The organism is Corynebacterium sp. HMSC27B11, assembly GCF_001815985.1.
In the GTDB taxonomy this organism is placed as follows: Bacteria; Actinomycetota; Actinomycetes; order Mycobacteriales; family Mycobacteriaceae; genus Corynebacterium.
The window spans coordinates 1-12,566 of record NZ_KV823574.1 but is presented as its reverse complement, the minus strand read 5'-3'; the positions used below and the strand labels follow the sequence as shown (position 1 = coordinate 12,566).

Below are 12,566 nucleotides of genomic sequence, written 5' to 3'. Positions count from 1 at the left end.
CTTTTCTTCTTGTTATACGACCCCTCCGGGCTTGTTAGAGCGACCGCTCTGGGTTAGTTAGAAGACCGCTCTGGGGCTGCTATAGAGCACGCTCTAGGGCGGTGCCGCCCCTCCCTAGAGCTTCTCCATCGGCACGCCACCAAAGAGCATGAGGCGCACGGTGCCGCGGCTGCCGAAGTCGATCATGACGGTGGTGTGGCTGCCCGCGCCGTCGACGCTCTTAACAGTGCCCAGGCCGTACTTATCGTGGTTGACGCGGTCGCCCACGGCCAGCTCCAAGGGCTTGCCACTGCGATCTGTGGCCTTCTTCTTGCCCTTCGCGGCCGCACCCTTGCCCGCAGGCTTGCCCGGCCGGAAGCCGGTGGAGTTGCCGCCGGACGCGCCACCAGAGCCTCTTCCTGCAGAGCTAAATCCGGAACCTGCACGGCCCGCACCGAAGGTACGCCCGCCGTCGAAACCGCCACTCCGGCTGCCGTAGCCGCCAGAACCACCCGAGCCCCAGCCCCCGGAGCGGCCCCAGCCACCCGAGTAACCAGAGCCACCGCCAAAGCTGGAGCCATCGGCATAGCCACCACTGCCCCAGGATCCCGCCCAATCCGGTTCTTCGCGGAGCCACTCCACCAGTTCCTCGGGCACCTCGGAGATGAAGCGCGAGGGCGGGTTATTCACGGGCGCGCCCCAGCCGGAGCGGGTGATCGCGCGGCAGATGTAGAGCTTTTCCTTCGCACGGGTAATTCCCACGTACGCCAGGCGGCGTTCCTCGGCGAGCTCCGTCGGGTCGCTGAGCGCACGCATGTGCGGGAACTGGCCGTCCTCCCAGCCGGTGAGGAAGACCACCGGGAACTCCAGCCCCTTGGCAGTGTGCAGGGTCATCAGCGTGATCTGGCCAGCGCCTTCCTCCGGGATCTGGTCGGCGTCCGCGACCAGGCTGACCCGCTCCAGGAAGGCCTGCACGCTGCCCAGCGGGGCTTCGCCCTCGTCGAGCATCGCGTCGGCGACGTCCTGCTTGAGCTGCACCTCGGGCTGCACCGCCTTGCCCGCGGGCATCTCCTCGTAGGCCTTCTGGTGTGCCGCCTCCTGGCTGAACTCGTGGCCCACGCTGATCAGCTCGTTGACGTTATCCAACCGGGTCTGGTCCTGCGGGTCATTGGACTTCTCCAGCTCGGCCCGGTAGCCGCTCTGCTCCACGATGGCGGCGATGATCGCGCCCAGGTCCGGCAGGCCCAACGGGCTGCCGTCGGAGGCGCGCAACTCCGCATCCTCGACCGTTTTCCGCAAGTTCTCCATCATGCTGAGGAAACCCGCGATGGCGTTGCGACCGCGCCCACCGAGCCGGGCGACCTTGTCCTCAGCGGCATCCCGCAGCCCCTGCGCGAAGCTCACCCCCTGCGCTTCAGCGTGGACGGTGACCTGCGCAAGCGCCCGATCGCCGATGCCTCGCCGCGGGGTGTTGATGATGCGGCGCAGCGCGACCGTGTCCTCCGGGTTATCGAGCACCTTGAGGTAGGAAACGATGTCTCGGATCTCCTTGCGCTCGTAGAAGCGGGTGCCACCCACGACCTTGTACGGCAGCCCGGAGCGCATGAGCACGTCCTCCAGCGCGCGGGAGGCGTTGTTGGTGCGGTACATGATGGAGATATCCCCGTAGGCCCGCCCTCGTCGACGAGCCGGTCGATCTCGCCTGCGATGAAGCGGGCCTCGTCGTGCTCGTTATCCGCCACGTAACCGGCGATCTTCTCGCCCTGGCCGAGGTCGGTCCACAGCTTCTTGGGTCGCCGCTCGGTGTTGCGGTCGATCACGGCGTTCGCCGCGGAGAGGATGGTCTGCGTAGAGCGGTAGTTCTGCTCCAGAAGGATGGTGTGGGCGTTCGGGTAGTCGCGCTCGAATTCCTCGATATTGCGGATCGTCGCGCCGCGGAAGGCGTAGATGGACTGGTCCGCATCACCCACCACGGCGAGCTCACCGCCCCCGCTGCCCTCTTCGCCGACCAGGGTGGAGACCAGCACGTATTGCGCGTGGTTGGTGTCCTGGTACTCATCGACGAGGACGTGGCGGAAGCGGCGGCGGTAATGCTCCGCGACCTGCGGGTTGTTGCGCAGGATGCCGACGACCTCGCCGATCAGGTCGTCGAAGTCCACGGCGTTCGCCGCCCGGAGGCGCTTTTGGTAATCCGCGTACAGGGAGGCGACGGTCTGCTTGTGGAAGTTGCTGTCCGCGTCCGCCTCAGCCTTCGCAGTACTAGGCCCGACGAGCTCGTTCTTCCAGTTGCTGATCGTGGACAGCACACCGCGGGGCGCGAATTCCTTGACGTCCAGGTTGTGGTCCTTAATGACCATGGTGATCAGGCGCTTGGAGTCATCCGAGTCGTAGATCGTGAAGTTGGTATTCAGCCCCGCCACGAGGTGAGCGTTGCTGCGCAGGATGCGCACGCACATGGAGTGGAAGGTGGAGACCCACATCCGCTCGGCGGCGGGGCCAACGAGGTCGGCGACACGCTCGCGCATCTCCGCCGCGGCCTTATTGGTGAAGGTGATCGCGAGGATCTGCCAGGGCGCAACACCGGTGGACAGCAGCCAGGCGATGCGGCGGGTCAGCACGCTGGTCTTCCCTGATCCCGCGCCCGCGACGATGAGCAGCGGGCTGCCGGTGTGCTGCACGGCTTCCTTCTGCTGCGGGTTGAGCCCGGCCAGCAGTTGCTCGCGGTTGTCCGGCGCGTGGCGTCGGTCGAAGGGGCTCGCTGCTGTTGTGTCAGGACGTCGGTTCCCGCTGCTTGCGGTTCCCAGGAAGTCGTCGACGTCCCCGGCGTGCTGCGCTCCCTGACGTGGCTGGCGCTGCCCCTGCGACTGACTCTCCGTCGGCTGCGCGGGGGCGTGCTCGCCCTGCGCACCCGGCTGGGCCGTGGCCTCGTTCATGAGCGCGACCAGCTCCTCGTAGCCCGCGGGTGGGGCGTCCTCCGGGGGCGGGGCCGCATCAAACCCAGGGTCGAACTCAGGGTCGAACTCCGGCTCTGGCAGCGGCAGTTCCTCGGCCTGTTCTGCCTCCGGTCCGCTCGCACCGGTGGCTGGCTGCTCGCCGGCGTGGCTGGCCGCCTGGCCCGCCGGACGTGCGGCACCAGGGGTCATGGGAAAGAGGCTGTCTTGCTCATCAGGAGTGTTCATCGTCTACCAGGCTAGTAGATGCCCCAGACACGGCTGCGCGACGTACAATCAAAGCTATGACTAGCGAAGATGGCGCAGCGATGAACCCCGGCATCGGGGATGGGCCGGAGGCTCCGGCTAAGGACTTCGAGGTGCGCATGCCCTCCGGTACCGATGATCCGCTCTCCGATGAGGAGATTCAGAAGTATCGCCAGGAGATCAACCGGATGGACCGGACGATCATTGATGCGATCCACCGCCGCTCCGCCGTCTCGAAGGCCATCGGCAAGACCCGCCTGGGCTCCGGCGGTACCCGCCTGGTCTACACCCGTGAGGTGGCGATCATTAACCAGTTCCGCGAGGAGTTCGGCTCCGAGGGCGTGGAGATCGCCAAGGCGCTGCTGCAGCTTGGCCGTGGTCGGCTGGGCTAGCCCCGCCTTCACTCCCTGAGGCCCCTGCGCACCCTGCCCCAACGCGCAGCTGCCCCCGACGATGCGTCGTCGGGGGCAGCTTTATGACCGAGGGTTCTGCGCTCGCGCTTGGGTGTCAGGGACGTTGCTGTGCGCCGGCACGCCAGTGCTGTGCACTAGCGTTTTCCGCTAACGCTATCCGTTAGGGCAGGCGGAAGCCCGCGCCGGAACCGCCGAGCGCGTTCATGTCCGCCGCGATGGCATCCCAGGTGGTGGACACCGCCGGGGAGTGCAGCGGGCCCTGCAGCGGGGTGGTGCAGCTCGGCAGCGGCTGGAAGCCGCCGTTGAGGATGCCGACCAGGCGGCCGCCCGCGTAGACGGGTGCACCGGAGTCCCCGAGGGATGCGCAGATGTGGCTCACGAAGGTCTGGCCGAGTTGCCCCAGCACCGGACCGCACTTGGTACCGGTGGCCACACCAGTCTTGCAGGCCGCGTTTGGCACGCCAGGCACCGGGCCACCGATTCGGTTCAGCGCGACGCGGCCGTAGTTCCGGGTCAGCTGAACATCGGGGCGCAGGCGGATGACGGAATAGTCCAGGTTGCCGAACTTCACGACCTTGCCGATCACACCGGCCTCGGGGGCGTCGAGGGAACGCACCGGGCTGCCCGGCACGCCACAGTGAGCGGCGGTGATTCCCACCTTGTTGCCCGCGGCATCAATACCCGCCACCGAGAGGGTGCAGATGCTGTCGCCCACCATGATCGGGGTGGATGGACCCAGCAGAGCGCGAGGCTTGATGCGCTGCTGCTCAGCCGGCGCGGTGGGCGAGGTGAAGTAGTGCCCCGGCACACGGTGTGGGCCTGGCTGGCCGGTGGCCGTGAGCGCTGCGTCGAGGGAGCCCATCGGGTTGGCTGCCGCCTGCCCGGCCGCACCGACGCCCAGCCCGGCAGCAATGCCGAGGCTGGCGAGCAGACCCGCAGCACCTCGCAGGATGCGCCCGCGCAGGGTGCGGTGGTGGCGGGCATGGGTCCGGGTGGTGCGCTGCATGGCGTGTTCCTTATGTGACAGGTGGGGCTCGATTCCCTCTAACCATAGCGCCCGCACCAGACACCGCCTACGCCAACGCGCATGGCAGTCCTGGCGCTACCCCCCCAACACCACCCCACCCCAAAGTTCAATACATTGAACTTGGTGATTCATTGAACTGAACACTATTCTTGGCTGTCATGAGTATTAGCGTCCAGAACTTGAGCGTGAGCTACGGCGCGAACACCGCGATTCGGAACATCAGCTTCACCCTCGACTCCCCCGGCATGCACGGCATCATCGGCCCCAATGGCTCGGGCAAATCCACCCTCATGAAGGCGATGCTTCAGATCCTGGACAAGCGTCACGTCCACGGCACAAGCACCACCGGCACCCCTGCCGACTACCCCGTCACCCTCGACGGCAAGGCCCCCGCCGAGCAGCGCCGCGCAATCGCGTATATCGAGCAGCGCTCTGACCTCGACCGCAACTTCCCCACCAGCGTCTTCGACACCGTCCTGATGGGCACTTACCCGCGCCTGGGGCTCTTCCACCGCCCCGGCAAGGCCGAGCGCAAGGCAGCCACCCAGGCTCTCAAGGACGTCGACATGTGGGACTTCCGCCACCGCCACATCAGCGAACTCTCGGGCGGACAGTTCCAGCGCGTCCTCTTTGCCCGCGCCATCGTCCAGGACGCGAAGTTCATCTTCCTGGACGAGCCCTTCGTCGGCATCGACGTCCCCAGCGAGAAGACGATCGTGACCCTGCTGCGGCAGATGGCGGACGCGGGCAAGCACGTCGTCGTCGTGCACCACGACATGAACACGGTGCGCGACTACTACGACGACCTCATCGTCCTCAACGGCGAGCTCGTCGCGGCGGGCCCCACCGAGGAGGTCTTCGTCCCCGACGTGCTGCAGAAAGCCTTCGGCGCGCTCGTCATCCGCGAGCCGTCAGCACCAGCCCACCCCACGCCACGGCAGGCAGCCCTTCAGGAGGAGACAGCATGATCGCGGAGTTCCTCGACTCACTACTCAGCCACGGCTACCTGCAAAAAGCGCTGATCACCTCGGTGATCGTGGGCGTGGCCTGCGGCATCGTCGGCAGCTTCATCGTGCTGCGCGGCATGGCCCTGATCGGCGACGCCATCTCGCACGCCGTATTACCGGGGGTCGCGGCCTCCTACCTGCTCGGCACGAACCTCTTCCTCGGGGCGGTGGTCGCGGGCCTACTCGCCACACTGGCGATCGGGCTGATTAGCGAACGCTCCACGGTGAAGAATGATTCGGCGATCGGCATCGTCTTTTCCACCTTCTTCGCGATCGGCGTGCTGCTCATGGCGAAAGCACAGACGGCGACGGATCTGACGGAGATCCTTTTCGGCAACGTCCTGACCGTTCAGGACGCCGACCGCAACCTCTCGATCGGTATTGCCGCTGCCGTGCTGATTCTCACGCTGGTCTTTTACAAGGAGCTCAAGCTCAGCACCTTCGACCCCATCATGGCGCAGTCGGCTGGCGTGCCCGTGCGGGCAATCCACTACGGACTGATGGTGGTGCTCACGCTGGTGACGGTCATTTCCCTGCAGACGGTGGGCGTGATCCTGGTGGTCTCCCTGCTGATCACTCCGGCGTCGGCGGCGTACCTGCTGACGAACCGGCTGGGAGTGATGATCGGGCTTTCAGTGGCGATCTCGGCTCTCAGCTCCGTAGTGGGGCTGTTCCTGAGCTATAGCTACAACGTGTCCTCCGGTGTCACGATCGTGCTGACCGCCAGCGCGCTGTTCCTGCTGGCTTTCCTCTTCGCGCCAGGCAAGGGACTGATTGCTCGCTCGCTGGGCAATAAGCCACTGGCCGCGCTGTTGGCCCTCCTGGTGGGCGGTGCCCTCGTGTTCGGGGCTGTGACCTTCTCGACGGAGGAGAAGGCAGACGGTGAGCAGCTGAACGTCGTCACCACCTTCACGCTGCTGGCGGACCTGGTGGAGGAGATCGGCGGCGAGGCGGTGAACGTCCATAACCTCGTGCCGACCGGCACGGACCCGCACGACTACGACCCCCTGCCCGCGGACCTGGATGCGACGAGCGACGCCGACCTGCTGTTCTACAACGGGCTGAACCTCGAGGGCGGTGAGCACGGCTGGCTCGCGAAACTGAAGAACACCGCGGGCCTGGACGATTCCCAGATGGTCGAGACCACCAAGGGCGTGGAACCGAAGTACCTCAAGGACGAAAAGGGCAATCAGGAGATCAACCCGCACGCCTTCCTGGACCCGACCGTCGGCATCGCGATGGCCGAAAACGTGACCGCGGCGCTGGCCGAGGCCCTGCCCGAGCGCGCCGATCACATCGAGGAGAAGGGGGCGGAGTACAAGGCCATGCTGGAGAGCATCGACGCCGACTACCGCGAGCAGATCGGTGCGCTGCCGAAGGAGGATCGTGTGCTCGTGGCCAGTGAACATGCCTTCCAATACATGGTCGACACCTACGGCATGGAGCAGCTGTATATCTGGCAGATCGACACGGATGAAAACGGCTCCCCCGCGCAGATCGGCCACCTCGTGCGCCAGCTGAAGGACAAGCGCCCGAAGCACCTGTTCGTGGAGTCGAACGTGGATACGCGCCCCATGAAGACCGTCTCGAAGGAGGCCGGGATTCCGATCTTCGACGAGCCACTGCACTCCGATGAGCTCGGCAAGCCGGGCACGGTCGCGGGAACCTACGAGGATTTCCTGCGCAGCAACTTGAAGACCATGATCGCGGGGCTGAAGCGCTAAAACGCGAATGCTCGAGGCCCCACATGCGTTGGGCTTCCCCGGTCGCATTCCCCCCCCTGCTTTTCTTGCAGCAGGGTGGGTGGCAGGCCGCCCGCGGGCTTATTATTTGATACATGGCTAAAACTATCCCCGAGCAGAGGCAGCGGATTCTGCCCTCTCGCGCTCACCTGCCGTACGGGCTGGTGCTCGCCGCCTGGTGGAGCGCATGCCTGCTGCTGATCGCGGGCGGGGCGATCGTCGGCGCCCGGTTGGTGGAGAAGCTCGCGGTGGTTGTGGCGCCGCTGGCCATCGCGGTGCTGTTTTCCGCGATGCTCACCCCGATCGTTAATTTTCTCGACGTCAAGCTACGCCTCCCCCGCTCTCTGGCGTCTTTGCTGACGGTTCTGGGGCTGATCGGGCTCATCTCGGCGGGCATAACGCTGTTCACGACCCAGCTGATCTCTGGGGTGCCGGCGATGCGGGATTCCGCCCGGCAGGGCGTGAATCAGATCGTTGATTGGCTGGAGAACGGCCCATTTAAGCTCACGCAGGCGAAGCTCTCCGAAATGGTTAGCCACGTGCAGGGCGCGCTGTCCGAGAACTCCAAAACCATCGCGGACGGTGCGGTGCGCACGGGCACAACGGCGGTCAACTCGGGGGCGGCCCTGCTGATCTTCCTGATCACCCTGTTCTTCTTCCTCTATGAGGGCCGGCGCATCTGGCTGTGGCTGGTGTCCCTGGCTCCCCGGGCCTCCCAGGTGCCGATGGATGAGGCTTTCCGCCGCGGTTGGGTCTCGCTAGGGACGTTCGCCCACGTTCAGGTGTTGGTCGCCGCGTTGAACGCGGTCTCGGTGGGTATTGGCTGCTGGGTGATGAAGGTGCCGTTCGCGATTCCGATTTCGGTGCTGGTCTTCATCGCTTCCTTCGTCCCGATCGTGGGCGCGCTGATTTCCGGCGCGGTGCCGGCGCTGATCGGCCTGGTGGACCAGGGCGTGTTCACCGCGATCGTCATGGTGATCATCGTGACGGCTGTGCACCAGATTGAGACCCACGTGCTGCAGCCCTTCCTGATGGGGCACGCGGTGGCACTGCACCCGCTCGCGGTGATCGTGGTCGTGGCCGCGGGCACGTACCTCTTCGGCCTGGCGGGCGCGGTGTTCGCGGTGCCGGTGGCCGCACTGGTGAACTCGGTGGTGCGCTACCTGCGCGGCAATGACATGTTCCCGGCACTCGGCGAGGCCTATGAGCTGCGGAAACCCGGGACCGCGAGGGGGCTGACCGACCCGAAGGGCGAGGATGCCGCTGGGGAGCCTGCGGCTGGCGATGCCGCGAAAGATGCCAAGGCCGCTAAAGGTACCGAGTCCACTGCTTCAACCAACAGCACCGATCCCCGCGAGTAGCCCCCTCCCCTTCCCGAAGAAGCGCACGCTCCTTGCTCCCTGGCGCTCCCACCTCAGCCCAGCTGGGCAAAGTTAATCCCCCATCCGGTCAGTGCTGGCACTCACTGGATGGGGGATTATTGCTGGGGCTAGTAGCGCTCCGGCTCCTCGCCGAGCTGGAAGCGTCGGCCGGAGATCTCCTCAGGGGTGATCTCCACGTAGTTGTACTTCAGGGTCGGCAGCCACGGCTTCAGCGGCAGCTCGTCGGCCTTCTGGATCTCGTCCGTCTTCTGCAGGATGCGAGCGCTTCCCTTGACGATGACGGACCATGCCTTGTCCTCGGTGTGGTCATCGGCTTCGAAGAGCACCCGCTCGTTGATGGACACGGTGAACAGCTTGGAGCCCTCCGCGGTGCGGAAGTAGATCTTTCCTTCGTTCACCACGTAGTTCAACGGGTAGATGTCGAAGTCATCCTTGATGCGAACGACCAGGCGACCGAGCTGCTGGTTGCCCATCAGCTCCAGGGCCTCGTCTTCCTTCAGGACCTCAATGGGGTTCTCAAAATCAGCCATGCTTCCATTCTGGCACTGTTTTGCGTTTCGTGCCGTGGCGCTGATCGCCAGCTCTGGCTTGAGAGCCCCCCAACGCCCCGACTCAGGACCGCGAAAAAGCAACGGCTACCGCGATAATGCCGAGCGGGATAAGCAAGATAAAGAGGTTAATGATGGGCAGCGCTTGCCCTGCCGCGACTTCTTCCCATGCATAAAGAGCCGTCGAACCAAAACCAAGGAGCAGCATCGCGCAGCCCACCCCGGCCCAAGCCAAGACGGTGCCTCTCGCTGGAGCCCTGCGCGACCGCAAGAAATGGTACCCACCCAGAGCAGCAACCCACACTGTTGTCAGCGACGCCCCCACCGCCATAATGAGCGCATCTGTGACACTCCACGCCGAATTCGGGTCATTGATAATGAAACTGATCAGCACCGTGAGCACCGGGATGCCCACAGCACCTGCGAGCAACCTTCCAAGAGTTGTTTTAGCGCCCATAGTGAAAGGTTAACAGCCGACACTGAATCATACGGACATGACGAAGGCCCCCTCACCGTTTCCAGTGAGGGGGCCTTGCTCTTAGTAGCGGGGGCAGGATTCGAACCTACGACCTCTGGGGTATCGGCATCATCATTGCCGTGTTATACAAAGGTGTACTGCCTGGCGGACATAGGCATTCCCGGCAACAAAAGGAACGAACTAAACCAGCCCCCTTACTTAGGCGTTGCCCTTGGCACGGTTGTGAGACTTGCAGAGCAGCTCGCAGTTGCTCTCCTCAGTTGAACCGCCCTTGGACCACGCGGTGACGTGATCTGCGTCCATCTCCTTAAGCGTCCAGATCTTTGCTTTCTTCTCATCGTGGCCGATAGCGCAGTAGGAACAGTTGGAGATGCCCTTCTGCTCTGCTTCACGTGTCTGAAGCTTGTAGATTTTCTTCTTCACAGCTTCAGTGAAAACTCGAACGTTGAGTAGGTGCGTGGCCGTCTTACCACCCAGTAGGTACTCGTAAATACCCTTTTTGGTCTTAACCTGAGGGTCTGATAGCAGGTCTTCCGCAGCCATTGTCATCTCAGTTGGACTATAGGCTTGGCTGCCGTAGTTCTCATACAGCGCGTTCCAAGCGACCCGTTGCATGGAGTTATCTTTCATCTCGAACACGCTCGCTGCCCAGTCGATAACAGCCTCGAAGTAGGTCTGTAGTTCGTTGCAGTCGCTGTCCTCGCGATGCTTGGCCATATAACTGTCGATAGATGTACCTTCGCGCTGGGCGACCCAGTCAAGGGCTACCTCAAGGACCTCCTGACGTGCTGGGTTACCCTTAACGAAGTTTGCCCACTTCGACATGATGGCGGAGCTGGAGTTAGAAAAGACCTTCTTAGCGGCATCGACAAACGGCCCTGAGTACACGGCGTTACGTAGCTCTTGGGCTGTCAGCGGCACGCCGACAATGTTGATGGTCTTGAACCACTCCTTGATCTCAGCCTCGGTGCCGTAGCAGTCGTAAATCAGCAGCTCAGTCTCAAGGATCTGTTCTTGCTGATACTTGCTCAGCGACGAGAAATACTGCTCATTGCCGTCGGTATCTTTGACGACGAACAGGTCCTTGAAGAAGCGACCAATGGAGGTAATGCGCTGCTGACCGTCAAGGATCTCGAACTTGTCTTCGTCCTGCTTGGGCTGATTGAAGTAGATCAGGCCTAGTGGATAGCCCTTGAGCAGCGAGTCGATGACGGCAACGTCTTTCTTGCCGTCGTTGTAGATGTAGTTACGCTGGTATTCCGGCTGGATGGTGAGGGTGCCAGCTAGACCGTACAGCCCCTTGCCTTCAAGTTCGTTGTAGTGGAATCCGTCAACGATGTCACGGATCTTTCGGGGGTTAAGTTTTGCTTCCATGACTTAGGACTCCTTGGTCTCGGGGTGGCGGTGGCGGATGAAGATTCTAGAATAAAGCCTTTTGCCGTTTACGTAGCCTCGATCAAGTTTTTCAGCACTCTCATCAACAACTAGCCCCTCGACCTCACCAGTTTTAGCCTGGAAGTCAATACCCAAAATCTCGAACTGCTCTGGGTCGTACTTTCCGAGGAACGTGATGGGTACACCCATGATCCCGTCATAATCTGAAGGGATACCTAGGACCTTCGGAACCTCGATCGCATCGTAGTTATCGTACTTTGGATACCCCGCATCCCTAATGGCCTTCAGACCATAGATAAGGTTGTCGTCCATCGTCATAAGAACAAGCGGCTCGTGTCGTCGGCCGTGCTCGATGTTGGTAAACCACGCGCTGCTGCCAATGGTTTGCCATCGGGTGCCATCAGGGTCAGTGCGCTGTCCAGTGCTCTTCACAGGCGCGTTATCCGGGATACGGAACCACATCGAACCCCCACCGTCACGTGTTGCACCGAGCCACAGGCGGTTCTCCTTGATAAGCGGGAAAACTTCTTTGTAAGTAACGGCGTTCATATTGCCGATGACTGCGAATTCCACCTGGCCTTCAACGAGCCACGCAAGGAACTCTCGGAAAAGTGAGAACGGTGGGTTAGTAACTACGATGTCAGCCTCATCGCGAAGTTTTGTGACCTCATCAGAGCGGAAATCGCCATCACCCTCAAGGTAATCCCACTTGAGATCTTCCTTGTTCAGTTTGCCGTCATCGTTGAGATCTGCGCCCTGTTCAAGGACGTAAATGCGACCCTTGTGCCAGGTGTCGTCCTCGTTGAACTTCTCGTCCTGATCTTCGCCCAACGCAAAGTCCAGCAGCATCTGGCCCTTTTCAGACACGGCCGGGTTCGATGCGGGTGCATAGGACGTGGAGATCAGCTTCTTCAAGCCGAACTTCTCAAAGTTCAGCGCAAAGTACTTGGTGAAGTTACTTGCTCCCGGATCGTCGCACGGTAGCAGCACGGTCTTGCCTCTGAACACGTCAGGGTCGTATTCGAGATACGCCTGCATCTCGTTTTCAATATCGTTCCACTGAGTATAAAACTCATCGTTCTTAGCCGCTTTAGCGGCAGTCAGGTCAGTATTCCTCACCATCAGTCATCACGCTCGCTTATTGAATCTGTCTTCATCCTAAAAATGCGCGAGACCGGTGCCCCATACATAGGCACTCTGGTAACTCGCGCTTGAAGACAATTCTAGCGAAGCGGTGGAAGTTTTCTAAGGCGTTCGTAACGGATTCTCCGAAAAACATGCGCCGTTTTGTTGAAGTGTCACCAACGCACATGGTGCAGGATTTTAAGCCTAGTGCACCATCTAGTGCACCAAATGGGGGTTAAACGACAAAAGGGGATGCGGACGGGATCTTGGAGG

General features: G+C 62.4%; 9 protein-coding genes and 1 pseudogene. 4 read left to right on the top strand and 6 right to left on the bottom strand.

The window, feature by feature from the left end; genetic code table 11:
- Nucleotides 1–114: 114 nt before the first annotated feature.
- Nucleotides 115–3,158: pseudogene (locus HMPREF3097_RS07825) on the bottom strand (UvrD-helicase domain-containing protein).
- An 80-nt stretch (nt 3,159–3,238) separates the two neighbouring features.
- Between HMPREF3097_RS07825 and HMPREF3097_RS07820 the strand changes: the two are divergent.
- Entirely contained in the window at nt 3,239–3,568 is a 330-nt protein-coding gene (locus HMPREF3097_RS07820; RefSeq protein WP_210398572.1) for a chorismate mutase, read from the top strand.
- 181 nt (nt 3,569–3,749) lie between these two features.
- Here the strand turns inward: HMPREF3097_RS07820 and HMPREF3097_RS07815 are convergent, their stop codons facing one another.
- Nucleotides 3,750–4,595: a S1 family peptidase gene (locus HMPREF3097_RS07815; RefSeq protein ID WP_246821334.1), complete on the bottom strand. Its 846-nt coding sequence runs from the start codon at nt 4,593–4,595 to the stop codon at nt 3,750–3,752.
- Nucleotides 4,596–4,774: 179 nt separating this feature from the next.
- Here HMPREF3097_RS07815 and HMPREF3097_RS07810 point away from each other — a divergent pair, with 179 nt between their 5' ends.
- From HMPREF3097_RS07810 to HMPREF3097_RS07800, 3 genes are all read left to right on the top strand, one after another.
- Nucleotides 4,775–5,584: a metal ABC transporter ATP-binding protein gene (locus HMPREF3097_RS07810; protein WP_070761794.1), complete on the top strand. Its 810-nt coding sequence runs from the start codon at nt 4,775–4,777 to the stop codon at nt 5,582–5,584.
- Nucleotides 5,581–7,347, top strand: a complete 1,767-nt coding sequence (locus tag HMPREF3097_RS07805) for a metal ABC transporter solute-binding protein, Zn/Mn family (protein ID WP_246821333.1) — start codon at nt 5,581–5,583, stop codon at nt 7,345–7,347. The genes HMPREF3097_RS07810 and HMPREF3097_RS07805 overlap by 4 nt, the downstream gene beginning before the upstream one ends.
- A 113-nt stretch (nt 7,348–7,460) precedes the next feature.
- On the top strand, nt 7,461–8,726 hold the full coding sequence (locus tag HMPREF3097_RS07800) for an AI-2E family transporter (RefSeq protein WP_070761793.1): 1,266 nt from the start codon (nt 7,461–7,463) through the stop codon (nt 8,724–8,726).
- Between the two features lie 128 nt (nt 8,727–8,854).
- Here the strand turns inward: HMPREF3097_RS07800 and HMPREF3097_RS07795 are convergent, their stop codons facing one another.
- The 4 genes from HMPREF3097_RS07795 to HMPREF3097_RS07780 all read right to left on the bottom strand — a co-directional run bounded on the left by HMPREF3097_RS07795 (nt 8,855) and on the right by HMPREF3097_RS07780 (nt 12,290).
- Nucleotides 8,855–9,277, bottom strand: a complete 423-nt coding sequence (locus HMPREF3097_RS07795; protein ID WP_070761792.1) for a pyridoxamine 5'-phosphate oxidase family protein — start codon at nt 9,275–9,277, stop codon at nt 8,855–8,857.
- A gap of 82 nt (nt 9,278–9,359) precedes the next feature.
- Nucleotides 9,360–9,752, bottom strand: coding sequence for a hypothetical protein (locus HMPREF3097_RS07790; protein ID WP_141759503.1), 393 nt, complete (start codon nt 9,750–9,752; stop codon nt 9,360–9,362).
- Between the two features lie 219 nt (nt 9,753–9,971).
- Entirely contained in the window at nt 9,972–11,147 is a 1,176-nt protein-coding gene (locus HMPREF3097_RS07785; protein ID WP_070761790.1) for an HNH endonuclease family protein, read from the bottom strand.
- A 3-nt stretch (nt 11,148–11,150) separates the two neighbouring features.
- On the bottom strand, nt 11,151–12,290 hold the full coding sequence (locus HMPREF3097_RS07780; protein ID WP_070761789.1) for an adenine-specific methyltransferase EcoRI family protein: 1,140 nt from the start codon (nt 12,288–12,290) through the stop codon (nt 11,151–11,153).
- Nucleotides 12,291–12,566 lie beyond the last annotated feature (276 nt).